This is a genomic window from Blastococcus tunisiensis (assembly GCF_900112815.1).
GTDB classification, from domain to species: domain Bacteria; phylum Actinomycetota; class Actinomycetes; order Mycobacteriales; family Geodermatophilaceae; genus Blastococcus_B; species Blastococcus_B tunisiensis.
On sequence record NZ_FOND01000001.1, the window covers coordinates 44,881 to 67,124 of the forward strand.

Annotated in this window: 20 protein-coding genes; 4 read left to right on the plus strand and 16 right to left on the minus strand. The window is 72.6% G+C overall.

The features are described 5' to 3' along the window. Positions 1 to 161: 161 nt before the first annotated feature. The 10 genes from BM142_RS00185 to BM142_RS00230 form a co-directional block, all read right to left on the minus strand. Positions 162 to 590 carry a GNAT family N-acetyltransferase gene (locus BM142_RS00185; RefSeq protein ID WP_254790478.1) on the minus strand — a complete coding sequence of 143 codons (429 nt, stop codon included), beginning with the start codon at positions 588 to 590 and terminating at the stop codon, positions 162 to 164. Positions 591 to 607: 17 nt separating this feature from the next. Then, positions 608 to 1,390, minus strand: a complete 783-nt coding sequence (locus BM142_RS00190) for a CPBP family intramembrane glutamic endopeptidase (protein WP_092194791.1) — start codon at positions 1,388 to 1,390, stop codon at positions 608 to 610. A gap of 7 nt (positions 1,391 to 1,397) precedes the next feature. Then, complete coding sequence (locus tag BM142_RS00195; protein WP_092194792.1) at positions 1,398 to 2,348, minus strand: RluA family pseudouridine synthase; 951 nt, start codon at positions 2,346 to 2,348, stop codon at positions 1,398 to 1,400. A 27-nt stretch (positions 2,349 to 2,375) separates the two neighbouring features. Continuing rightward, complete coding sequence (gene lspA, locus BM142_RS00200) at positions 2,376 to 2,852, minus strand: signal peptidase II (protein WP_254790428.1); 477 nt, start codon at positions 2,850 to 2,852, stop codon at positions 2,376 to 2,378. Positions 2,853 to 3,017: 165 nt separating this feature from the next. Then, a complete protein-coding gene (locus BM142_RS00205) occupies positions 3,018 to 4,298 on the minus strand; it encodes an ABC transporter ATP-binding protein (RefSeq protein ID WP_092194794.1) in 1,281 nt (426 codons plus the stop codon). A 64-nt stretch (positions 4,299 to 4,362) separates the two neighbouring features. Further along, complete coding sequence (locus tag BM142_RS00210) at positions 4,363 to 5,196, minus strand: carbohydrate ABC transporter permease (RefSeq protein WP_092194795.1); 834 nt, start codon at positions 5,194 to 5,196, stop codon at positions 4,363 to 4,365. Between the two features lie 3 nt (positions 5,197 to 5,199). Continuing rightward, entirely contained in the window at positions 5,200 to 6,159 is a 960-nt protein-coding gene (locus tag BM142_RS00215; RefSeq protein WP_092194796.1) for a carbohydrate ABC transporter permease, read from the minus strand. After that, positions 6,156 to 7,433, minus strand: coding sequence for an extracellular solute-binding protein (locus BM142_RS00220; RefSeq protein WP_254790429.1), 1,278 nt, complete (start codon positions 7,431 to 7,433; stop codon positions 6,156 to 6,158). The genes BM142_RS00215 and BM142_RS00220 overlap by 4 nt, the downstream gene beginning before the upstream one ends. 189 nt (positions 7,434 to 7,622) lie before the next feature. Further along, positions 7,623 to 8,894, minus strand: coding sequence for a DUF4032 domain-containing protein (locus BM142_RS00225; RefSeq protein ID WP_092195152.1), 1,272 nt, complete (start codon positions 8,892 to 8,894; stop codon positions 7,623 to 7,625). Between the two features lie 204 nt (positions 8,895 to 9,098). Continuing rightward, positions 9,099 to 10,610, minus strand: coding sequence for a potassium/proton antiporter (locus tag BM142_RS00230; RefSeq protein WP_092194798.1), 1,512 nt, complete (start codon positions 10,608 to 10,610; stop codon positions 9,099 to 9,101). Positions 10,611 to 10,714: 104 nt separating this feature from the next. On the opposite strand from BM142_RS00230, the gene ileS reads away from it, so the two are divergent. Next, positions 10,715 to 13,915 carry an isoleucine--tRNA ligase gene (gene ileS, locus BM142_RS00235; protein WP_254790430.1) on the plus strand — a complete coding sequence of 1,067 codons (3,201 nt, stop codon included), beginning with the start codon at positions 10,715 to 10,717 and terminating at the stop codon, positions 13,913 to 13,915. A gap of 4 nt (positions 13,916 to 13,919) precedes the next feature. Here ileS and BM142_RS00240 read toward each other — a convergent pair whose 3' ends face one another. Beyond that, a complete protein-coding gene (locus BM142_RS00240; RefSeq protein ID WP_092194799.1) occupies positions 13,920 to 14,492 on the minus strand; it encodes a hypothetical protein in 573 nt (190 codons plus the stop codon). 43 nt (positions 14,493 to 14,535) lie between these two features. Then, positions 14,536 to 15,648 (minus strand): ABC transporter ATP-binding protein, encoded by a 1,113-nt coding sequence (locus BM142_RS00245; RefSeq protein WP_092194800.1) that lies wholly within the window; start codon positions 15,646 to 15,648, stop codon positions 14,536 to 14,538. 282 nt (positions 15,649 to 15,930) lie between these two features. Between BM142_RS00245 and BM142_RS00250 the strand changes: the two genes are divergently transcribed. The 3 genes from BM142_RS00250 (at position 15,931) to BM142_RS00260 (ending at position 19,331) form a co-directional block, all read left to right on the plus strand. Beyond that, positions 15,931 to 17,310, plus strand: coding sequence for an ABC transporter substrate-binding protein (locus BM142_RS00250; RefSeq protein ID WP_092194801.1), 1,380 nt, complete (start codon positions 15,931 to 15,933; stop codon positions 17,308 to 17,310). A 111-nt stretch (positions 17,311 to 17,421) separates the two neighbouring features. Then, positions 17,422 to 18,411 (plus strand): carbohydrate ABC transporter permease, encoded by a 990-nt coding sequence (locus BM142_RS00255; protein WP_092194802.1) that lies wholly within the window; start codon positions 17,422 to 17,424, stop codon positions 18,409 to 18,411. Next, positions 18,408 to 19,331, plus strand: coding sequence for a carbohydrate ABC transporter permease (locus BM142_RS00260; RefSeq protein WP_092194803.1), 924 nt, complete (start codon positions 18,408 to 18,410; stop codon positions 19,329 to 19,331). The genes BM142_RS00255 and BM142_RS00260 overlap by 4 nt, the downstream gene beginning before the upstream one ends. Positions 19,332 to 19,451: 120 nt before the next feature. Here BM142_RS00260 and wag31 read toward each other — a convergent pair whose 3' ends face one another. The 4 genes from wag31 to BM142_RS00280 form a co-directional block, all read right to left on the minus strand. Next, the gene (gene wag31, locus BM142_RS00265) at positions 19,452 to 20,174 is read right to left on the minus strand and encodes a DivIVA-like cell division protein Wag31 (protein WP_092194804.1); all 723 of its coding nucleotides are present in this window, start codon (positions 20,172 to 20,174) and stop codon (positions 19,452 to 19,454) included. 91 nt (positions 20,175 to 20,265) lie between these two features. Beyond that, positions 20,266 to 20,553, minus strand: a complete 288-nt coding sequence (locus BM142_RS00270) for a YggT family protein (RefSeq protein WP_092194805.1) — start codon at positions 20,551 to 20,553, stop codon at positions 20,266 to 20,268. 83 nt (positions 20,554 to 20,636) lie between these two features. Then, positions 20,637 to 21,380 (minus strand): cell division protein SepF, encoded by a 744-nt coding sequence (locus BM142_RS25450; protein WP_305764357.1) that lies wholly within the window; start codon positions 21,378 to 21,380, stop codon positions 20,637 to 20,639. 46 nt (positions 21,381 to 21,426) lie between these two features. Continuing rightward, positions 21,427 to 22,230 carry a YggS family pyridoxal phosphate-dependent enzyme gene (locus tag BM142_RS00280; RefSeq protein ID WP_092194807.1) on the minus strand — a complete coding sequence of 268 codons (804 nt, stop codon included), beginning with the start codon at positions 22,228 to 22,230 and terminating at the stop codon, positions 21,427 to 21,429. Positions 22,231 to 22,244: the final 14 nt, after the last annotated feature.

A 22,244-nucleotide genomic window follows, 5' to 3' on the forward strand; every position in this document is an offset into this window, starting at 1 on the left:
GTGCCCGCCGGGAGGTGCTCCGGCAGGCGACCGGTGGGGAAGACCGGTGGATACGGGTGCCTGCGTTCGGTGGTGCGGGGGCGGTGGGTCGATCCTCGCACTCCCGGAGGTCTACTCCGAGGGTCTGACAGGACGTGTCTTCTCACAGGCGGACCGCTCCGTCACGGCCGTCCGGCGTCCGCCGCGGTGCGGCGCATCGTGACGTGCGCGATACCCGCCTCCTCGTACTCGGCCCCCTCGGCCACGTACCCGGTGCGCTCGTAGAAGCCGCGCGCGGTCACCTGGGCGTGCAGCTCCGTGGTGTGCACGCCGCGCAGGGCGGCCTGTCGGTGCAGCTCGGCGAGGACGGCCGCGCCGTGCCCCCGCCCACGGGCCGCGGCGTCGGTCGCCATCCGGCCGATCGTGGCCGTGCCGTCGCCGCGCAGGAGCAGCCGGCCGGTGGCGGCCACCGCGCCCGCCTCGTCGCGGCTCAGCACGTGGACCGCCGTCGCGTCGGCGGCGTCCTGCTCGATCTCGGCCGGGACGCCCTGCTCCCCGACGAAGACGCGGGTGCGCAGGGCGGTCACCTCCGGCCACTCGGCGGGCGTCATCACGGTCGCCGACGGTGTCATCCCGGCCGCCCGGCGGGCAGTGCCGCGGCCGGCACCAGGAGGAAGCGCAGGTCGATCAGCGCGTGCAGCAGGACGGGCAGCAGCAGGGACCCGGTGTCCAGGTAGATCGCGGCCATGATCCCGCCCAGCACGCCGGTGGTCACGATCCCGGCCGGGCCCTGGTAGGCGTGCGCCAGGCCGAAGGCGGCCGCCGCGACACCGACCAGGACGCCGGTCGGCAGCCCCCCGGACAGCGCGGCGACCACCGCGAGGAAGAACCCCCGGTACAGCCACTCCTCGCACACGCCGGCGGTGATCCCGACCAGCGTGAACAGCCGCCGTTCACCGGCCGTGCGCGGCAGCAGGGCGAGCGTCGCCTGACCGGGCGCCTCGGCGTGGCGGCCCTCTCCCGGCCGGTGGACCGGCCTGGCCGCCTCGAGCAGCGCCCCGCCGCGCAGCGCCCGCGTCGAGACGGCGACGAACAGGAGCACCAGCACGAGCAGCACGGTGGTCAGCGGGCCCGGCCACTCCGGCGGCAGGCGCAACCCCACCGCGGCCGCGTCCACGCCCGGGGACGAGAGCCACACCACCAGGACGAGCACGGCCAGGCCCCACTCGAGCACGAGCAGCCGGCCGTAGAAGGAGCGGCGGGCGCCGGGGTCGGTGCGCAGCCGCCCCTCGAACCGGCGGTGCAGCACGTTGCCGACCATCGGCTCGCCGATCACCAGGTAGCCCGCCACCACGACCGCCGCGAACGCCGCGGGGCCGAAGTCGGCGAGGGAGACCGGCAGGTCGCTCACGCCGGGCTCAGGCCTCCGCGCGCAGCAGGGCCAGCGCGCCGGCGAGGTCGTCGGGGTACTCGCTGGTGAACTCGACGAAGCGGCCGTCGGCGGGGTGCGGGAGCCCCAGCCGCACCGCGTGCAGCCACTGGCGCTGCACGCCGAGGCGCGCGGCCAGCGTCGGGTCCGCGCCGTAGGTGGTGTCCCCCACGCAGGGATGGCGCAGCGCGGAGAAGTGCACCCGGATCTGGTGCGTGCGCCCCGTCTCCAGCCGGATGTCGACCAGGCTGGCGGCCGGGAACGCCTCCATCACCTCGTAGTGCGTCACCGAGGGGCGTCCGCCCTGCACCACCGCGAACCGCCAGTCGTGCCGGGGGTGCCGGTCGATGGGCGCGTCGATCGTGCCCCGCGACGGGTCTGGGTGCCCCTGCACCAGGGCGTGGTAGCCCTTCTCGACGGTCCGCTCCTTGAACGCCGCCTTGAGGGCGGTGTAGGCGCGCTCGCTCTTGGCGACCACCATCACGCCGGTCGTCGCGGCGTCCAGCCGGTGCACCACGCCCTGCCGTTCGGCGGCCCCGGAGGTGGAGATCCGGTAGCCGGCCGCCGCGAGGCCGCCGATGACGGTGGGCCCGTCCCAGCCCGGGCTGGGGTGGGCGGCGACGCCGACGGGTTTGTCGACCACCACCATGTCGTCGTCGTCGTGCAGGATCGTCATCCCGACGACCGGCCGGGGCGCGGCCGGCTCGCCCGGGGGCGGGGGCAGCTCGACCTCGAGCCAGCTGCCGCCGGTCAGCCGGTCGCCCTTGCCGCGGACGCGCCCGTCGACGACGACGTTCCCGGCGTCGGCCAGGTCGGCGGCCGCCGTCCTGGTCAGGCCGAAGAGCCGGGAGAGGGCCTGGTCGACCCGCTGCCCCTCCAGCCCGTCGGGCACCGGCAGCGCGCGCGTCGTTCCGGGTGCAGGGGTGCTCACGCTCCCCATTGTGACGCGCCCGCGGCCGGGCGCCGTTCAGGCGGCGTCGCGGGCCGGCGCCTGGTCCTTGCCCGTCGAGCCGTCGAACTCGATCCCGCGCAGCGCCAGCAGGACGCCCAGGATGCCGCCGCACACGATCGCGGAGTCGGCGACGTTGAACACCGGGAAGACGCTGCCGTCGGGCCCGAACACCGAGAGGAAGTCGACCACTCCCCCGCGCAGGAATCCCGGGTCGCGGAACACGCGGTCGATCAGGTTCCCCAGCGCGCCCCCGAGGACCAGGCCGAGCGTCACCGCCCAGGCGGTGGAGAACAGCCGCCGCGCCGTCCGGACGATCACCACGGCCACGGCCGCGGCGACCAGGGAGAACACGACGGTGAAGCCCGCGGCGAAGGAGAAGGCCGCCCCGGTGTTGCGCAGGTTCGTCAGGTAGAGCACGCCGCCGAGCACCCGGATGTCCGCACCCGGCTCGATCGTGGCCACCACGACCAGCTTGGTGGCCAGGTCGAGCACGAGGACTCCGGCGGCGAGCAGGAGCAGCAGCCGGGTCCGGGGCCGGCGTCGGGGTCCGCCGACAGGGGCCCCCGAGGGGTCGGGCTGGTCGCTCAGGACGCGCTCCTCGGCTCGTCGGGAGACGGCGGCCCCGCGGCCGCCGTCCCCCGACGATAGCTGCCGCGGTCAGGCCGAGGCGGCCGTGGCACCGCCGGTCTGCTGGCTCGTCCCCGCCCGGCCCTGCGACTCCTCGAGCTGCTCGACCCGGTCCTGGCTCGCCAGCCGGGTGAGCTCGGCGCCGGCCTCGGCGTCGCGGGTGAGGTTGTCCCCCGACTCCGGGTCGAAGACGTGCACCTTCCGGCTGTCGAGCCAGAACTCCGCCTCGCGGCCCTCCCGGATCCGGCTGGTGGCGTCGATGGACACGATGGCCTGGGTGCGCAGCTCCTCGGAGTCCAGCTCCTTCGACAGCTCGCGCATCTGGCTCTGGATCGACTCGGGCGCCTCGTAGGGGATGTAGGCGTACTGCGAGTCGCCGAGCCACTCGGTGACGTCGACCCGGGCGCGGAACACCGAGCCCAGCGGCCGCTTGGCCTCGTCGACCAGCGACGCGTCCTCGAAGTACTCCGGCCGGATGCCGACGAGCAGCAGGTCGTGGCCGGCGACGGCCTCGGCCCGCTTCTCGTCGAGCTCGACGTCCCCGAAGGGGGTCTTCAGCCGGTTGCCCTCGGGGGTGGCCGGCAGGAAGTTCATCGGCGGGGAGCCGATGAAGCCCGCGACGAAGAGGTTGACCGGCTGCTCGTAGAGCTCCCGGGGGGAGGCGACCTGCTGGATCTTGCCCTTGCGCAGGACGCAGACCCGGTCCCCGAGCGTCATGGCCTCGGTCTGGTCGTGGGTGACGTAGACCGTGGTGATGCCCAGGCGGCGCTGCAGCCGGGAGATCTCGGTGCGCATCTGGCCGCGCAGCTTGGCGTCGAGGTTCGACAGCGGCTCGTCGAAGAGGAACGCCTCGGCCTGGCGGACGATGGCGCGCCCCATCGCGACGCGCTGGCGCTGGCCACCGGAGAGGTTGGCCGGCTTGCGCTCGAGGTGCTCCTTCAGCTCGAGCACGTCGGAGGCCTCGGTCACCCGGCGGCGCACCTCGTCGTCGGGCGTCTTGGACAGCCGCAACGGGAAGGCGATGTTCTCGTACACCGTCATGTGCGGGTAGAGCGCGTAGTTCTGGAACACCATCGACAGGTTGCGGTCACGCGGCGCGAGGTCGTTGACCCGCTTGCCGCCGATGACCATGTCCCCGCTGGTGATGTCCTCGAGGCCGACGATCATCCGGAGCAGGGTCGACTTCCCGCACCCGGACGGGCCGACGAGGATCATGAACTCGCCGTCGGCGATGTCGAGGCTGACGTCGTTCACCGCCGGGAAGCCGTCGCCGTACTTCTTGACGATGTTCTTCATGTCGATGGAGGCCATCAGTGCTCGTCCCCTCGGTGGGATGTGGATCGGGAGGTCGGGATCGCGGCCGCGGTCATGGCGATCAGCCCTTGACCGCGCCGTTGGTGAGGCCGGCGACGATGCGCCGCTGGAAGAGGAGCACCAGGACGACGACGGGGATCGTGACGATCACCGCGGCGGCCGAGATGGCGCCGGTCGGTTCCTCGAACTGGGAGGCGCCCGTGAACAGGCCCAGTGCCGCGGGCACCGGGCGGGCCGCCTCCGTGGAGGTGAGCGAGATGCCGTAGATGAAGTCGTTCCAGGCGATGAAGAACGCGATGATCGCCGTGGTGAACACGCCCGGGGCCGCCAGCGGGACGATCACCCTGCGGAACGCCTGCCAGGTGGTGGCGCCGTCGACCTGCGCCGCCTGCTCCATCTCCCACGGGATCTCGCGGAAGAACGCCGACATCGTCCAGATCGAGATGGGCAGCGTCAACGACAGGTACGGGATGATCAGCCCGGGCCAGGTGTCGTACAGGCCGATGTTGCGCCACAGGTTGAACAGCGGCGTCACGATCGAGATCACCGGGAAGATCGCCACCGCCAGGGCGGTGGACAGGATCAGCTTCTTGCCCGGGAAGTCCAGCCGGGCGATGGCGTAGGCGGCGAACATCGCCAGCAGGCAGGAGATCGCCGTGGCGATCAGGCAGATGCCGAAGGAGTTGCGCAACGCCGGCAGGAACAGGTCGCTGGCACCGCCGGTGAGGATGAGCTCGTAGTTCTGCCAGGTCACCTCCGAGGGCAGGAAGCTCTCGTTGGACAGGTCGCTGGGCGCCTTGAGGGAGACCGAGACGATCCAGGCGATCGGGAACAGGCAGTAGACGATGATCAGTGCGCTGCCGACGCCCCAGAGGACTTTCTTCCGCGTGGACATGGACTACTCCCCCCGAGCCTGGGACAGGTCGACCCTGAAAAGTTTGATGAAGGAGAAGGCGATCAGCACGACCGCGAGGAAGAGCAGCACCGACACCGCGGACCCCAGGCCGATCTCCAGCCGCGCGATGGTCTGCCGGTAGGCCAGGAACGAGACCGACTCGGTGCCGTTCGCGCCGTTGGTCATGATGAAGATGCTGTCGAACACCCGGAACGCGTCGAGGGTGCGGAAGAGCAGCGCCACCATGATCGCCGCCTTCATGTTCGGGAGCGTCACCCGCCACATCCGCTGCCACCGGGTCGCGCCGTCGACCTTGGCCGCCTCCTGCAGCACCTCGGGCACCTGGGCCAGGCCGGCGAGCAGGAGCAGCGAGATGAACGGCGTGGTCTTCCAGATCTCGGCCAGGCAGATGACCAGCAGCGCCGTCCAGCGGTCACCGAACCAGTCGGTGTTCTCCGAGACGCCGGGCAGCCAGGCGAACCACGAGTTCACGAAGCCGGACTGGATGTCGAAGGCGAACTGCCAGGCGAACGCCGAGACGACGGTGATGACCGCGTACGGGATGAGGATCGCCGCGCGGAGGACCGGCCGCAGCGCCCGGAGCGCCTTGACCATCACCAGCGCGAGCGCGAAGCCCAGGACCAGCTCGACGGCGACCGTCACCACCGTGATGAAGGCGGTGACGCCGATCGACTGCCACCACAGCGAGTCGGTGAGGATCACCCAGTAGTTGCTCAGCCCGACGAACGAGCGGTTCTCCGGGTCGGTGAGCCGGAAGTCGAACAGCGACTCGTACGTGGCCTGCAGGATCGGGTAGGCGGTCACCAGCAGCATGACCAGGAACGCCGGCCCGGCCAGCAGCCAGCCGAGCTTGCGCTCGCTGCGGGCCCGGTCGCTGATGGCGGCCTTCGGCGCCGACTTCGGCTCGGTCTTCTTGGTCGGGGGGAGCGTCGTGGTACTCACAGCAGGTCCTCCTTCGCCAGCACCGCGTTGATCAGCTCGCTGGCCTGCTCACCGGTCTCCCCCGGGTCGACGGCCGACGGCGGGTGGTAGCTGCGCTGGATCCCGACCGAGATCTCGTTGTAGTACGGCGTCTGCGGCCGCGGCGCGGCCAGCTCCAGCGATTCCCGGATCACCGGGGCCATCGGGAAGGCCTCGAGCACCTCGGGGTCGTCGTACACCGCGGTGGACGACGCCGGGTTGCCGTTGGTCACGAAGTAGTAGGCCTGGTTCTCGTCGGAGACGATGCACTCGGCCGCCTCGTAGGCGAGCTCGGGGCTCTCGCTGAAGGCGCTGACCCCGAGGTTGATCCCGCCGTAGGGCGGGGCGGCCGGCTCGTCCTCGTCCACCCGGGGGTAGATCGTCGCGGCGTAGTCCTCCGGCACCGACGGGTCGAGGGTCCCGGCCTCCGCCGCCCCCAGCGCGCGGGGGTAGACGAACGGGTAGTTGACCTGGAAGCCGCCGTTCTCGCTCTCGAAGCCGGTGGCGGTGGAGTCCTCGTTCGACGTCGAGAAGGCGGCGCCGGCCGCGTCGGACTCCGCGACCATCTGCATGACCTCCGCCGCACGCACCGCCGCGTCCGAGGTGAGCCCCAGCTCGATCTGCGCCGGGTCCTCCGGCGATGGGTCGGTGATGATCTCGCCGCCGGCGGACTCGATGAGGGCGTTGAACCACACGGTGAGCGACTCGGCGCGGGTGCCCTGGGCGCCGACGAGCGTGCCGGTCTCCTCGGCCGCCTGGACGATCTGCTCCCACGTCACGGGCTCGGACATGTCCAGCCCGGCGGCCTCGGCCACCGACTCCCGGTACCAGAGCACCTGGGTGTTCGCCCAGAACGGGACGGCGACCAGCTCGTCGTCCCAGGTGGACCCCTCGACCGCGCTGTCCACGACGTCCTCGGTGACCGCCTCGGCCACGTCCTCCGGCACCGGGGCCAGGAAGCCTGCCTGCGCGAACTCCGGGATGAACGGCGGGTCCAGGCTCATCAGGTCGATGGAGTTGTCGTTGGCCGCGAGCCGGCGGATCAGCTGCTCGCGCTGCGAGGCGGCGTCGCGCGGCAGCAGCGCCGTCTCGATCGTGTAGCGCCCACCGGCGGCCTCCGTGCACCGGTCGGCGATCTCCGCCTGCCCACCCGCGTCGGGGTTGATGTACCAGGTGAGCGTGGAGGCGCCTCCGCCATCGCTGCCGCACGCGGCGAGCGTGCCGGCGGTGACGAGGAGAGCGGCCGCGCCGGCCACACCTCGTCGGGACCTCCCCCGCGCCGCCGGTCGCATCGTTTTCGCCCTCGTCCCGGGCGCTTCCTTGCCAGCCGCGTAGGGCACTGCGCATCGCCTCCGTTGGCGCGTCTGCGACGGTTGATCACCGAGGTCCTCGGAGCGTGGTGCAGGTCACCAGGGGTGTCAATTCGAACCGTTACGGTGCCGTGATCAGGTCGTCGGTTCCTGCCTCGGGACCCCTCTCCCGGCGCCCGGCGTCAGTTCCGCCGCGACCGACGGGGTGGTGACCTCCTTGGGCGTCCGCGGCAGGACGTGGGCGATGTAGGACGTCGTCGCCTCCGCCGTCCCGACGTCGCGCTGGGCCTGCTCCGACAGGAACCACCGGTGCTCGAGCACCTCGTGGAACACCTCCGCCGGCGCCAGCCGGCCGGCCAGCTCGCGCGGGACCGCGTCCACCACCGGCTGGTACACCTCGACCAGCCAGCGGTGGGCGGCGAACGCGTCGGTCACCGGGTGCCCCTCGGTCTGCTCCAGGTGGGCGCGGTAGGCGACGATGTCGTTGAGCAGCCGCCGGGCCTGCCGCTCCTGCACCTCCAGGCCGGTCAGCCGCAGCAGCTCCCGGCGGTGCTGACCGGGCTCGGCGACCCGCGTCTCCACCCGCAGCTTCGCGCCCTCCGGCGAGGTGATCAGCTCGACCTCGCCGACGTCGAAGCCGAGGTCGTTGAGCCGCCGCAGCCGCTCGGTGATCCGCCACTGCTGCTCCTCGACCCCGAACACCTGCTCGGCGGTCACCTCCTCCCACAGCGCCTCGTAGCGCCCGGGCAGGCCCGCGGCGACCTCGATCGGGTCGATGCCCTCGGGCAGGAGGCCACCGAACTGCAGGTCCAGCAGCTCCGCACCCACCCGCTCCCGGGCCAGGTCGACGTCGTAGGCGCGCTGGCCGGGCGACAGCGCGGGGTAGCGCTCCGCGGTCTCGGCGTCGACCAGGTAGGCCGCCAGCGCCCCGGCGTCCGGCCGGAACAGCGTGTTGGACAGCGAGCAGTCACCCCAGAAGATGCCGGCCAGGTGCAGCCGGACCAGCAGCTCCACCATCGTGTCGAGGAGCCGCTCGGCGGAGTGCTCGGCCCGCGGGCTGGAGAACAGCCACCGGTAGGACATCGAGTACTCGAGGTACCGGGTCACCAGGATCGCCTCCTGGTCGTCCGGCCGGTCGACGCAGATCCCCAGCACGGAGACCGTCGGCAGGCCCTCCTCCTCGAACCGGCCCAGCAGGGCGTACTCGTGGCGGGCCAGGCGCTCGGTGATCTCCTTGAGGGCGAAGACCTGCCCGCCGGTGGCCACGAACCGCACCACGTGCCGCGAGATGCCCCGCTGGGGCACCTCGAGCAGCAGCTCCGGGTCCCACTCGGCCAGCGGACGCTCCCAGGGCAGGCTCAGCAGGCCCGTCGCCTCGGCGGCGGGGGGCCTGAACAGGAACCGCATGTCCGCGCTCCCACCCGTGAAGGTCGCCGTCGCGCTCACGATGCCACGGCGGCGTCCCTCCTGCTGGGCCCGCCGCCCGCGCGGCGACGTCCTGGAACGGCCACCCTCCAGGGGCCCGCGCCGAGCCTGGTGACGTCCTGGAACGGCCACACTTCAGGGGCCCCCGCCGAGCGCGCGAGGCGTGGGGGGAAGGGTGGTCCTTCGTCAGTCCAGCCCGGTGGCCCGGCCGTCCTCGCCGCGCCAGCTGGCCAGCCGCCCGGCCCGGCTGACCGCCCGCAGCCGCCGCTCGGCCTCCGGCCTCGACCGCCGGGCCGAGACCAGCAGCGCCTGGTCGCCGCGCATCAGCCGGGTCGTCTCGTCGGGGACGAACGCGCGGCCCTCCCGCACGATCAGCACCACCGCCGCGTCCTCGGGCAGCCGCAGCTCGGGCAGGTACACCCCGTGCAGCCGGGAGCCGGCCGGCACGGTCAGCTGCATCAGGTCGGCGTCGAGCTCCTCCAGCGGAGCCGACTCCACGTCCACGTCCCTCGGCGTGACCGGTGCGGCGATCCGGAGCCGCCGGGCCACCCACGGCAGCGACCAGCCCTGCACCAGGGTGAAGACGACGACCAGCACGAACACCGTGTCGAAGATGTTCTCCGCGCCCGGCACGCCCGCGGTGAGGGGGAAGGTCGCCAGGACGATGGGGACGGCGCCGCGCAGCCCCGCCCAGGAGACGAAGGCTTGCTGCGCCCACGGCCAGCGGAAGGCGGCCAGGCTGACCACGACCGAGACCGGCCGCGCCACCAGCAGCAGGGCCCCGCCGACCACCAGGGCCGGCCCCAGGGCGTCGAGCAACCGGGAGGGCGAGGCCAGCAGACCCAGGAGCACGAAGAGGCCGATCTGGGCCAGCGACGCCATGCCCTCCGCGAAGCCGATGCTGGCCGAGCGGTGCGGCAGGGCGGCGTTGCCGAGCACCACGCCGGCGAGGTAGACCGCGACGATGCCCGAGGTGGCCGCCAGGGTGGCGACGGAGAAGGCCAGCACGCACAGCGCGAGCATCGCCAGCGGGTAGAAGCCCGCGAGGGGCAGCGCGGACCGGCGGAGCAGCTCGGCGCCGCCCAGGCCGATCGCGACGCCCAGCACCGCGCCGCCGACCAGCTGGCCGACGACCTGCAGGACCACCAGCCACCAGACCGCGGCGTCGGAGTCGGTCAGGTAGGCGGCGAGCGTCGTGACGAGCAGGATGGCCGGGGCGTCGTTGAGCCCGCTCTCGGCCTCGAGGGCGGCGGCGAGCCGGCGCGGCAGCGGGAGCCGGCGCAGGGCCGCGAACACCGCCGCCGCGTCGGTGGAGCCGATCACCGCGGCCAGGAGGAGGGCGAAGCCCCAGGTGGCACCGAGCAGCCAGACGGTGACCGCGGCCGTGATCCCCACGCTCACGGCCACCCCGACGGTGGCCAGGGTCAGCCCCGGGCCGATGGCGCGACGGACGTCGGTCCAGCGGGTGGTCAGACCACCCTCGGCGAGGATGATCACCAGGGCGGCCACGCCGAGGTTCTGGGTGAGCTCGGCGTCGTCGAAGTTCACCCCCAGCCCGGCCTCCCCGATCGCCAGGCCGATGCCGAGGTAGATCAGCAGGCTCGGCAACCCGAGCCGGTCGGCCAGCCGCAGGGCGACGGCGGCGACGAGCACGACGACGGCGCCGGCCGCCATGGCCACGGTGACCGTGGTGTTCACCGGGCGCCGTCCATGGGGCCAGTCTCCCGTACGGGAAGACGCCCACCGCCGCCGCTGCGGACGTGCCCCGCAACCCGTTTGGCGGGTCGGGGAGAATGGGCGCCGTGAGTTCTCCTTCCCCCGCCGGTCCCTTCGCCGCGCTGCCCCCGCAGGTCGACCTCCCGGCCATGGAGCAGCAGATCCTGCGGCGCTGGGAGGACGACAAGGTCTTCGCCCGATCGCTGGAGGCCACCGCCGGCCGGCCGCAGTGGGTCTTCTACGAGGGCCCGCCCACGGCGAACGGCCGGCCGGGGACGCACCACATCGAGGCCCGGGCGTTCAAGGACGTCTTCCCCCGGTTCAAGACGATGCAGGGCTTCTCCGTCCCCCGCCGCGCCGGGTGGGACTGCCACGGCCTGCCGGTCGAGATCGCCGTCGAGCAGGAGCTCGGCTTCGCCGGCAAGCCCGACATCGAGCGCTACGGGATCGCCGAGTTCAACGCCCGGTGCCGGGAGTCGGTCGAGCGGCACGTGGACTCGTTCTCCGAGCTGACCCGGCGGATGGGCTACTGGGTCGACATGTCCACGGCCTACTGGACGATGGACCCCGCCTACATCGAGAGCGTCTGGTGGTCGCTCAAGCAGATCTTCGACAAGGGGCTGCTGGTCGAGGACCACCGGGTGGCGCCCTACTGCCCGCGCTGCGGCACCGGGCTGAGCGACCACGAGGTCGCCCAGGGGTACGAGACCCTCACCGACCCCTCGGTCTACGTCCGGCTGCCGATCACCACCGGCGAGTGGGCGGGGAAGGCCGACCTGCTCGTCTGGACGACGACGCCGTGGACGCTGCCGTCCAACACCGCCGTCGCCGTCCACCCGGACGTGACCTACGTCGTGGCGCGCGTGCCCGGCGACGGTCCGACCGCCGGCACGTTCGTCGTCGCCGAGCCGCTGCTGACCGCGGTGCTCGGTGAGGACGTCGAGGTGCTCGCCCGCACCACCGGGCGGGACTGGGAGTACGTGCACTACCAGCGGCCCTTCGAGCTGGTCGCCTTCCCCGAGGCCGACCTGCCCGAGCAGGGGTCGCACTTCGTCGTCCTCGCCGACTACGTGACCACCGAGGACGGCACGGGGCTGGTGCACCAGTCCCCCGCGTTCGGCGCCGAGGACCTCGCCGTCTGCCGGGGCTACGGGCTGCCGGTGGTGAACCCGATCGACCCGAGCGGGCACTTCCTCGCCGAGGTGCCCCTGGTCGGTGGGCACTTCTTCAAGGCCGCGGACGCCGCGCTGGTCGAGGACCTGAAGAACTGCGGCGTGCTGTTCCGGGAGCTGCGCTACGAGCACAGCTATCCGCACTGCTGGCGCTGCCACACGCCGCTGATGTACTACGCGCAGCCGTCCTGGTACATCCGGACCAGCCAGATCAAGGACCAGCTGCTCGCCGAGAACGAGAAGACGAACTGGTACCCCGAGAGCATCAAGAACGGCCGCTACGGCGACTGGCTGACCAACAACGTCGACTGGGCGCTCTCCCGCGACAGGTACTGGGGCACGCCGCTGCCGATCTGGCGCAACGACGCCGACCCGGGCCGGATGGTCGCCGTCGGCTCACTGGCCGAGCTGTCGGAGCTGACCGGCCGGGACCTCTCCGACCTGGACCCGCACCGGCCGTTCATCGACGAGGTCACCTTCACCCTCCCCGGTGAGGAGGGCACGTTCCGCCGGGTCCGGCAGGTCATCGACGCCTGGTACGACTCCGGGTCGATGCCGTTCGCGCAGTGGGGCGCACCGCACCGGAACCGGGCCGAGTTCGAGGCGTCCTACCCCGCGCAGTTCATCGCCGAGGCCATCGACCAGACCCGCGGCTGGTTCTACACGCTGATGGCCGTGGGCACGCTGGTGTTCGAGCGGAGCTCCTACGAGAACGTGCTGTGCCTCGGCCACATCCTGGCCGAGGACGGCCGCAAGATGAGCAAGCACCTGGGCAACATCCTCGAGCCCATCCCGCTGATGGACCGGCACGGCGCCGATGCCGTCCGCTGGTTCATGCTCGCCGGCGGCTCGCCGTGGTCGGCCCGCCGGGTCGGCCACGAGACGCTGTCCGAGGTCGTCCGCAAGGTGCTCCTGACCTACTGGAACACCGCCAGCTTCTTCACCCTGTACGCCGAGGCCAACAGCTGGGACCCGGCGGCCGCTCCCCCGCCCCCGAGGGCCGATCGACCGCTGCTGGACCGGTGGGCGCTGGCCGAGCTCGCCGCGGTGACCGACGGGGTCACCGCGGCGCTGGAGGACTTCGACACCCAGGGCGCCGGCCGGCTGATCGCCCGGTTCGTCGACGACCTGTCCAACTGGTACGTGCGCCGCTCCCGGCGCCGGTTCTGGGACGGCGACCCGGCCGCGCTGGGCACGCTGCACGAGGTGCTCGACGGGCTCACCCGGCTCATGGCCCCGTTCACGCCGTTCGTCACCGAGGAGGTCTGGGCCCGCGCGGTGCTCCCGGGCCTGGGCGGCCGCGGCGACGGCGCGGCCGCACCGGACTCGGTGCACCTGGCCGCGTGGCCGGCGGTCGACGAGGGGGCCCGCGACGACGCGCTGGTGGCGCAGGTGGACCTCGTCCGCCGCCTCGTGGAGCTGGGCCGGTCGGCCCGGACGTCGGCGAAGGTGCGCACCCGTCAGCCGCTGGGCCGGGCGATCGTGGCAGCGCCGGGCTGGTCCGCCCTCCCCCGTGACCTGGTGGCGGAGGTGGCCGACGAGCTCAACGTCGTCGACGTGGCCGAGCTGCAGGCCGCGGAGGGCGGCCTGGTCGACGTCAGCCTGAAGGTGGACTTCCGCGCCGTGGGCCGGCGGCTGGGCAAGCAGGTGCAGGCCGTGGCACGGGCCGTGGCCGCCGCCGACGCCGCGGAGCTCACCGCCGCCTACCGCGCCGGCACGGCGACCGTCGAGGTGGACGGCGCGACGGTCCCGCTCGAGGACGGCGATCTCGTCGTCACCGAGACGCCCCGGGAAGGCTGGACGGTGGCCAGCGGGAACGGGCTGACGGTGGCGCTGGACCTGACGCTCACCCCGGAGCTCGAGCGGGCAGGGCTGGTCCGCGAGGTCGTCCGCCTGGTGCAGGAGGCCCGCAAGTCCAGCGGCCTGGACGTCAGCGACCGGATCGAGCTGTGGTGGACCGCCGACGGTCCGATGGCCGCTGCCCTCCGCGAGCACGGGGAGCAGCTCGACCGGGAGGTGCTCGCCTCCGCCAGCCACGCCGGGACGCCCGGCGAGGGGTCGGGGTTCGACGGACCGGAGGGGCTGCGCTTCTGGATCGCCCGGGCCAGCGGCTGAGGCGTCAGTTCCCCGGGGCCGCCCGCCGCTCCCTCGCCCGCTGGGCCAGGTTCCGGTCGGGGGCGCAGTCCGCGCACGGGGTGAACCCGTCGGTGCGGGCCTCGTCGATCGGGACCGGGATCGTCTCCCGTCCGGCGAGGTGCCGGCACCCGGGGAGGTGGTACCGCGGGTGCTCGTCGACCACGAGCACCTCGTCGGTCAGGTCGACGACCAGCAGCAGGTCGGTGACCTCGACCTCCTCGACCGCGGGCTCGCCGCTCTCCTCCACGGGGGCCGCCGCCGCGGTGGCCCCGGTCGCGACCGCGGGGCCGCCGGCGTCGGCACCGCCAGGCGGGGGCTCCACCGGGGCCGCGGGGCCGGCGGAGGCCGCCGGTGCGGCGGCCGACGCCGCGGGTGACCCCTGCGTGGTGGCGCCCCGGGAGGCCGCGCTGATCGACCGCCAGGCCAGGAAGAGCAGGACCGCCGCGATGACGCACACCGCGACGCAGCCCCAGTAGAAGGCGGTCGTCCCGGTCAGGATGCCGCCGACGAAGAGCCCGAGCCCGACGAGCACCAGGAGCCCGGCCGAGATGATCACAGGCGAACTCTAGGCGCCGACCGCGCCGGTTGCGCGGCGCAGGTCAGCGTCCGTCCTGTGCCACCCGCAGGCCGGTCGCGGCCGAGAAGACGTGCGCCTCGCCCTCGCGGATCGTCACGTGCACGACCTCGCCCTTCGCCGGGGGCCGCCGTGGCTCGGCCCGCAGGACGAGCGGCGTGTCGTCGCGCCCACCGGCGGTCCCGCCGTCCAGGCGCCCGTAGACGAACGCGTCCGAGCCGAGCTCCTCGACGACCAGGACCTCGACCGGGACGCCGTGTCCCGCGGGGACGTACTCGACGGCCTCGGGCCGGAAGCCGAGGGTGGCCGTCCCGCCGCCCTCGCGGGCGAGGGCCGTGGCGACCTCCCGGGCCAGCGGCACGGGGTGCCCACCCAGGGACGCGCCGCCCTCGGTGAGGGTGACCTGCACCAGGTTCATCGCCGGGGAGCCGATGAAGCCGGCGACGAACTCGTTGGCCGGGAAGTCGTACAGGTGGCGTGGGGTGTCCGCCTGCTGGAGGACACCGTCCTTGAGCACCGCCACCCGGTCGCCCATCGTCATGGCCTCGACCTGGTCGTGGGTGACGTAGACCGTCGTCGTCCCGAGGCGGCGCTGCAGGGCGGCGATCTCCGTGCGGGTCTGCACCCGCAGCTTGGCGTCGAGGTTGGAGAGCGGCTCGTCCATGAGGAAGACCTGCGGCTGGCGCACGATCGCGCGGCCCATCGCCACACGCTGGCGCTGACCGCCGGAGAGCGCCTTCGGCTTGCGGTCCAGGTAGTCCTCCAGGTCCAGCAGCCGCGCGGCCTCCCGGACCCGCACCAGCCGGTCCTCCTTCGGCATGCCGGCGATCTTGAGGGCGAACCCCATGTTGTCGGCCACCGTCATGTGCGGGTACAGCGCGTAGTTCTGGAACACCATCGCGATGTCGCGGTCCTTGGGCGGCAGGTGGGTCACGTCGCGGTCGCCGATCCGGATCGAGCCGTCGGTCACCTCCTCCAGGCCGGCCAGCATCCGCAGCGACGTGGACTTGCCGCAGCCGGATGGGCCGACGAGCACCAGGAACTCCCCGTCCGCGATCTCCAGGTCCAGCGCGTCGACCGCCGGACGGGTCGCCCCCGGGTACACGAGCGTGGCGTGGTCGTAGGTGATGGTGGCCATGGTTCCTTCCTGCACCGGTGACGGTCGGCCCACTGTGGCACGCGGCACGGGCGCCGAACCAGGGTCGGAGGGCGCCGGGGACTCTCCCGGGCCCCAACCGTGACCCGCCTGTGACCTGCGGCTTCACCCGGGGGTGACGCCTTGGTAACGGTTGCGGAACCGTCCCGTGACCGAGCCCGCTCCGACGCTATGGTCCCCCGGCGGGCATCCCGGCCGGCGCGGCCGACCGTGCCCGCGGAGAGCCAGCGATGCGGCGACGACGCCGCAGAGGAAGGGAAGCTCATGACCATGCGTGCGAGAGGCCGGCGTTCGGCCCTGGCCGGCGGCCTGGGTGTGGCACTGCTGCTCACCGGCTGCGGCGCCGACGAGATCGACGGCGGCGACAGCGGGGGTGGCGGCGCCGAGGCCGCCGAGTTCGAGCTCGACTGCGCGCCCTACGAGGAGTTCGGCGACCTCGAGGGCGAGACGGTCAACGTCTACACCTCGATCACCGACCCCGAGGACCAGCCGCACATCGACTCCTACGTGCCCTTCGAGGAGTGCACGGGGGTCGACGTCCAGTACGAGGGCTCCCGCGAGTTCGAGGCGCAGCTGGTCGTGCGCGTCCAGAGCGGCAACGCGCCGGACATCGCGTTCATCCCGCAGCCCGGTCTGCTCGGCACGCTCGTCGAGACCGGCGCCGTCGTCCCCGCCCCGGAGCAGGTCGAGGCGAACGTCGACGAGTACTGGGAGGAGAGCTGGAAGGAGTACGGCAGCGTCGACGGCACCTTCTACGCCGCCCCGCTGGGCGCGAACGCCAAGTCCTTCGTCTGGTACTCCCCGTCGATGTTCGACGAGGCCGGCTACGAGATCCCCGAGACGTGGGACGACATGATCGCCCTCTCCGAGGAGATCGCGGGCACCGGCGCCAAGCCGTGGTGCGCCGGCATCGGCTCCGGCGAGGCCACCGGCTGGCCGGCGACGGACTGGCTGGAGGACGTGCTCCTGCGCACCGCCGGCCCGGAGGTCTACGACCAGTGGGTCAACCACGAGATCCCGTTCAACGACCCGCGCGTGGTGGAGGCCCTGAACACCGCCGGCGAGATCCTCAAGAACCCCGAGTTCGTCAACGGCGGACTCGGCGAGGTGCAGTCCATCGCGTCCACGGAGTTCGGTGACGCGGGGCTGCCGATCCTCGACGGCAGCTGCTGGATGCACCGCCAGGCCTCCTTCTACCAGGCCAACTGGCCGGAGGGCACCGAGGTCGGCCCGGACGGTGACGTCTTCGCGTTCCCGCTGCCGCCCATCGGGGACGAGGGTGCCCCGCCGGTCCTCGGTGGTGGTGAGTTCACCGCCGCGTTCAGCGAGGAGCCGGCCGTCCAGGCGTTCCAGACCTTCCTGTCCTCCCCGGAGTGGGCCAACATCAAGGCCCAGACCTCCGGGCCGGGCTGGGTCAGCGCCAACACCGGGCTGGACCCGGAGAACCTGGAGTCCCCGATCGACCAGCTGGCCGCGGAGATGTTCCAGGACCCCGACGCGGTGTTCCGGTTCGACGGCTCGGACCTGATGCCCGGCGAGATCGGTGCCGGGGCGCTGTGGTCGGAGCTGACCAGCTGGATCGCCAACGACAAGTCCAGCGAGGCCGTGCTGACCGACGTCGAGAACGCCTGGCCGGCGTCCTGATCCGGACGGTCCCGCGGCCGGCCGGCTGACGGGACCGCTGCACCCACGGGAGCCGGGGGATCGCCACCGCGATCCCCCGGCCTCCCCCGGTCGAGGAGAGAGCGCAGCGCGATGCAGTGGTTCCTGGAGGCCAACTCCGTCGGGCACAAGATCGCCCTGATGGTGTTCGCCATCCTGCTGTTCGCCGTCGTGATGGGCGGCATCCTTCTCGCGGTGGACCGGCCGAAGCGGGTGCCGACCTGGGTGGTCGTGGCCGGCTTCCTCGGTCCCACCCTCGCCCTGCTGCTGCTCGGCCTGGTCTACCCCGCCCTCGAGACGGTGCGCGGCTCGTTCTACGACCGCAGGGGCGAGGAGTTCATCGGCTTCGACAACTACGTCACGGTCTTCACCGAGGACGGCTTCCAGACCGTGCTGCGCAACACCGTCCTCTGGGTCGTGCTGGTGCCCGTGATCACCACCGCCCTGGGACTGGTCTACGCCTACCTGGTCGACCGCACCAGGTTCGAGTCGCTGGCCAAGGCGCTGGTCTTCCTGCCCATGGCGATCTCCATGGTCGGCGCCGGCGTCATCTGGCGCTTCGTCTACGAGTTCCGCCCCGACCAGCCGGGGGTCAACCAGATCGGGCTGCTCAACCAGGCGCTCGTCCTGTTCGGGATCGAACCGCAGCAGTTCCTGATCGACGCACCGAGCAACACCTTCTACCTGATCGTGGTGATGATCTGGATCCAGGCCGGGTTCGCCATGACCGTCCTCTCGGCGGCGATCAAGGCCATCCCCGACGACGTCGTGGAGGCCGCCCGGCTCGACGGCGTGAGCGGTGTGCAGATGTTCCGCTACGTCACCGTGCCCAGCATCCGGCCGGCACTGGTGGTCGTCCTGACCACGGTCGCGATCGTCACGCTCAAGGTCTTCGACATCGTGCGCACGATGACGGGCGGGAACTTCGCCACCAGCGTCGTGGCCAACGAGTTCTACACGCAGGCGTTCCGGCAGTTCAACTTCGGCCTCGGCGCCGCCCTCGCCGTCCTGCTGTTCATCCTCGTCATCCCGATCATCGCCTACAACGTCCGCCAGCTGCGCCTCTCGGAGGAGATCCGATGACCACGACGACGCCGGTCATGGCGCCGGTGCCGCCGGGGGACCGCGAGACCGGCCGCCCGCGACGGCGAGCGGCGAGGGCGAGGCGCCGGCTGAGCTCCCCGGCCGCCTCGACGATCGCCGTCGTCATCGCCGTCCTCTGGACGGTCCCGACCTTCGGGCTGCTGATCACCTCGCTGCGCCCCGAGCTCGACATCCGCCGGTCGGGCTGGTGGACGTTCTTCACCGACCCCGAGTTCACCCTCGACAACTACAACCAGGTGCTCTACGGCGGCGGCACGGACTTCTCGACCCTGTTCGTGAACTCCCTCGTCATCACGCTGCCGTCCGTGGTCATCCCGATCACCCTGGCCCTGCTGGCGGCCTACGCCTTCGCCTGGATCAAGTTCCGGGGCCGCAACGTCCTGTTCGTGGCCGTGTTCGCCCTGCAGGTGGTGCCGATCCAGGTCACCCTGATCCCGCTGCTCACGCTGTACGTCGACGGCGGGCTGGCCGGCTCCTTCTGGACCATCTGGCTGTCGCACTCGATCTTCGCCCTGCCGCTGGCGATCTTCCTGCTGCACAACTTCATGAAGGACATCCCCGCCTCGCTGGTCGAGGCGGCCCGGATGGACGGCGCCGGGCACGTGCGGGTCTTCTTCCAGGTGCTGCTGCCGCTGCTCACCCCCGCCATCGCCGCCTTCGGGGTCTTCCAGTTCCTGTGGGTGTGGAACGACCTGCTGGTCGCCCTCACCTTCGCCGGCGGGGCGCCGGACGTCGTCCCGCTGACCGTGCGGCTGGCCGAAATGGTGGGCACGCGGGGCTCGGACTGGTACCTGCTCGCCGCGGGGGCGTTCGTGGCCATGGTGGTGCCGCTGGTCGTGTTCCTGGCGCTGCAGCGCTACTTCGTCCGCGGCCTGCTGGCCGGCAGCGTCAAGGGCTGACGGAGGACCCCGTCCTCCCCACCCCTCGCACGCTCGGGGCGGGACCGGGACGGGCGGCTCCAGCACGAGCAGGGCCCCCGGACCGAGTCGGTCCGGGGGCCCTGCTCGTCCGGGTGCGGTCTACGCGGGGGCGTGCTGGTTCTGCCGGTTCGCCGCGGCCGGCTCGGCGGACCCGCGGCTGTCCAGGTCGCGCAGGTGCGACTCGAGGTAGGACCGCAGCCGGGTGCGGTACTCGCGCTCGAAGGTCCGCAGCTCCTCGATCTTGCGCTCGAGGCTGCTGCGCTTCTCCTCCAGCGAGCCCATCGCCTCGACGTGGCGCCGCTCGGCGTCCTGGTCGAGCGCGGCGGCCTTGGCCCGCGCCTCGCGCTCCATGGTCTCGGCCCGCGTCCGGGCCTCGCCGACCATGGTCTCGGCACGGTGCTTGGCCTCGGCGACCATCTGCTCGCTCTTGGTGCGGGCGTCCGACATCAGCCGCTCGCTGTTGGTCTTGGCGCCGGTGAGCATCTGCTCCGCCTGGGCCTTGGCCTCGTTGACGTAGCGGTCGGCGGTCTCGGTGGCCAGGGCCAGCATCCGGGACGCGCGGGCGCTGTCGTCCTCACGCGGCTGCTGCACGGGCGGCGGCGGCGGGGCGGTCACCGGGGCCGGCGGGGCGGCCGGGGCCTCCTCCGCGCGGCCGGCGCGGCTCACACCGGCCCGCAGCTCGTTGTTCTCCTCGATCAGGCGGGCGAGCTCGGCTTCCACGACGTCGAGGAAGGCGTCGACCTCGTCCTCGTCGTAGCCCCGCTTGCCGATGGGCGGCTTCTTGAAGACGACGTTGTGCACGTCGGCAGGCGTGAGTGGCATCGGGGTCACCTTCGGTCGGACGGCGGGATCGGGAACCGACGAGCGGCCTGCGTGGCCCGCTCCGTGGTCCCGACCCCGGAGGATTCAACGGTCACGCGAGCTGCAACGTGATGTTCCGGAGGATCAGCACGGCGATCAACAGCACCATAAACCCGAGGTCCAGTCGGATGGACCCCAGGTTCAGCGGCGGGATGACCTTGCGCACCGCCTTCAGCGGCGGGTCGGTCGTGGTGTACACGACCTCGAGCCCCGCGGCGACCAGACCGGTGGGACGCCAGCTGCGCGCCAGCACCATCACCCAGTCGACGACGAACCGCGCGAAGAGCAGGACGAGGAAGACGAGCAGCACCGACGAGACGATCTGCCAGAAGAGAGCCACGGTCCTCGTTCGTTCGGGGCACCTCGCGTGCCGTGTCCACGGTCGCGCGGGTTCGGGTGTGCGCGCCCCACTATGGCATGGCCTCAGGACTGGTTGAAGAAGCCACCCTCGCGGATCCGCGCCTTGTCCTCGGCCGTCACGTCGACGTTCTGCGGACTGAGCAGGAACACCTTCGCCGTGACGCGCTCGATGCTACCGCGCAGCCCGAAGGAGAGCCCCGCTGCGAAGTCCACGAGCCGCTTGGCGTCGGCGTCGTCCATCTCGGTGAGGTTCATGATGACCGGCATGCCGTCGCGGAAGCGCTCGCCGATGGTGCGCGCCTCGTTGTAGGTCCGCGGGTGCAGCGTGGTGATCCGGTAGGGCTGCGGGGTCGGCGCCGGCGCCGGCTCGGCCACGACGGCGACCGGCTCGCGGACGGCGAGCTTGGCCGCGGTGGCACCCACCGGGCCGCTGCCCATGGCGGAACCGCCGGCCATGGCGGAGCCGCCGGCCATGGCGGACCCGCCGCCGGCCATCGCGGACCCGCCCGGGGAGCCGGCGCGGGACGGACCGGCCGCGGCGCCGGCCGGGGCCAGTCCGATCGGGCGCACCGCGCGGTCGCGGCGCGGCGTGAGCGGCTGGGGCTCCCGCGCGGCCGGGACCTCCTCGGGCAGCTCGTCGACGTAGCCGGTGGCGTACTCGTCGTCGTCGTAGCCGTCGTCGTAGCGCGCGTCGGCGTAGCGGCCGCCGTAGCGCCGGTCGTGCTCCGGGTGCTCGGACTGACGGGCGTCGTACCGGCCGTAGCCGCGCGGGTCGTCGTCCTCGACGAGCCCCAGGTAGATACCCATCCTCCGCATGGCTCCAGCCATCGGACCTCCCCCTCTGCTGGCGTCCTCAGCGTCGCTTCTGAGTGCGATCGGCCGGGCCCGCGGGGTGCTCCCGAGGACCGGGTGACCGGTGTGACTCGTGTGGCTGGTGAGTTCTGATCTCGTCGCAGGGTAGGGGGCGGTCGCCGAAGATCGCGGTTCCGACACGCACCAGCGTGGCGCCGGCCGCGACCGCCGCCTCCAGGTCCCCGCTCATGCCGGCCGACAGGTCGACGGCCTCGGGGTGGTCGGCCCGCACCCGGTCGGCCAGGGCCGCGAGGCGGTCGAACGCCGCCCGCGGCTCCTCCCCCCGGGGGGCGACGGCCATGAGGCCGCGCAGCCGCAGGCCGGGAGCGCCGGCCAGGAGATCGGCCAGGGCGGGCACGTCGTCCGGCCGGGCACCGCCGCGCGCCGCCGCTTCCCCCGCCTCACCGCCGAGGTCGACCTGGACGAACGCCTCGACGGGCGCCAGCCCCCGCTCTCCCCGCTCCTGCCCCACCCGGTCCAGGACGCCGGCCAGCGACGCCCGGTCCACCGAGTGCACGACGGCGCCGAGCCGGGCGACGGCGGCGGCCTTGTTGCGCTGGAGCTGCCCGACGAAGTGCCAGCGCACCGGCACGCCGGTGAGCTCGGCCGCCTTCTCCAGGAGCTCCTGCGCGCGGTTCTCGCCGAAGTCCAGCTGCCCGAGGGCGGACAGGGCGCGCACGTCGGCCGCCGGCCAGGTCTTGCTGACGGCGAGCAGGTGCACCGCGGAGGGGTCGCGGCCGGCCGCTCGGGCGGCGGCGACGACACGGGCCCGGACCGCCCGCAGGTTCTCCTCGAGTCCGGCCATGCCGCCGATCCTCC

Coding starts and splice junctions, on each gene's coding strand:
- BM142_RS00185 (WP_254790478.1), bottom strand. CDS start 590: ATGACGCCCGCCGAGTGGCCGGAGGTGACCGCCCTGCGCACCCGCGTC.
- BM142_RS00195 (WP_092194792.1), bottom strand. CDS start 2,348: ATGGGGAGCGTGAGCACCCCTGCACCCGGAACGACGCGCGCGCTGCCG.
- BM142_RS00205 (WP_092194794.1), bottom strand. CDS start 4,298: ATGGCCTCCATCGACATGAAGAACATCGTCAAGAAGTACGGCGACGGC.
- BM142_RS00210 (WP_092194795.1), bottom strand. CDS start 5,196: ATGTCCACGCGGAAGAAAGTCCTCTGGGGCGTCGGCAGCGCACTGATC.
- BM142_RS00225 (WP_092195152.1), bottom strand. CDS start 8,894: ATGCGGTTCCTGTTCAGGCCCCCCGCCGCCGAGGCGACGGGCCTGCTG.
- BM142_RS00245 (WP_092194800.1), bottom strand. CDS start 15,648: ATGGCCACCATCACCTACGACCACGCCACGCTCGTGTACCCGGGGGCG.
- BM142_RS00250 (WP_092194801.1), top strand. CDS start 15,931: ATGACCATGCGTGCGAGAGGCCGGCGTTCGGCCCTGGCCGGCGGCCTG.
- BM142_RS00255 (WP_092194802.1), top strand. CDS start 17,422: ATGCAGTGGTTCCTGGAGGCCAACTCCGTCGGGCACAAGATCGCCCTG.
- BM142_RS00260 (WP_092194803.1), top strand. CDS start 18,408: ATGACCACGACGACGCCGGTCATGGCGCCGGTGCCGCCGGGGGACCGC.
- wag31 (WP_092194804.1), bottom strand. CDS start 20,174: ATGCCACTCACGCCTGCCGACGTGCACAACGTCGTCTTCAAGAAGCCG.
- BM142_RS25450 (WP_305764357.1), bottom strand. CDS start 21,380: ATGGGTATCTACCTGGGGCTCGTCGAGGACGACGACCCGCGCGGCTAC.
- BM142_RS00280 (WP_092194807.1), bottom strand. CDS start 22,230: ATGGCCGGACTCGAGGAGAACCTGCGGGCGGTCCGGGCCCGTGTCGTC.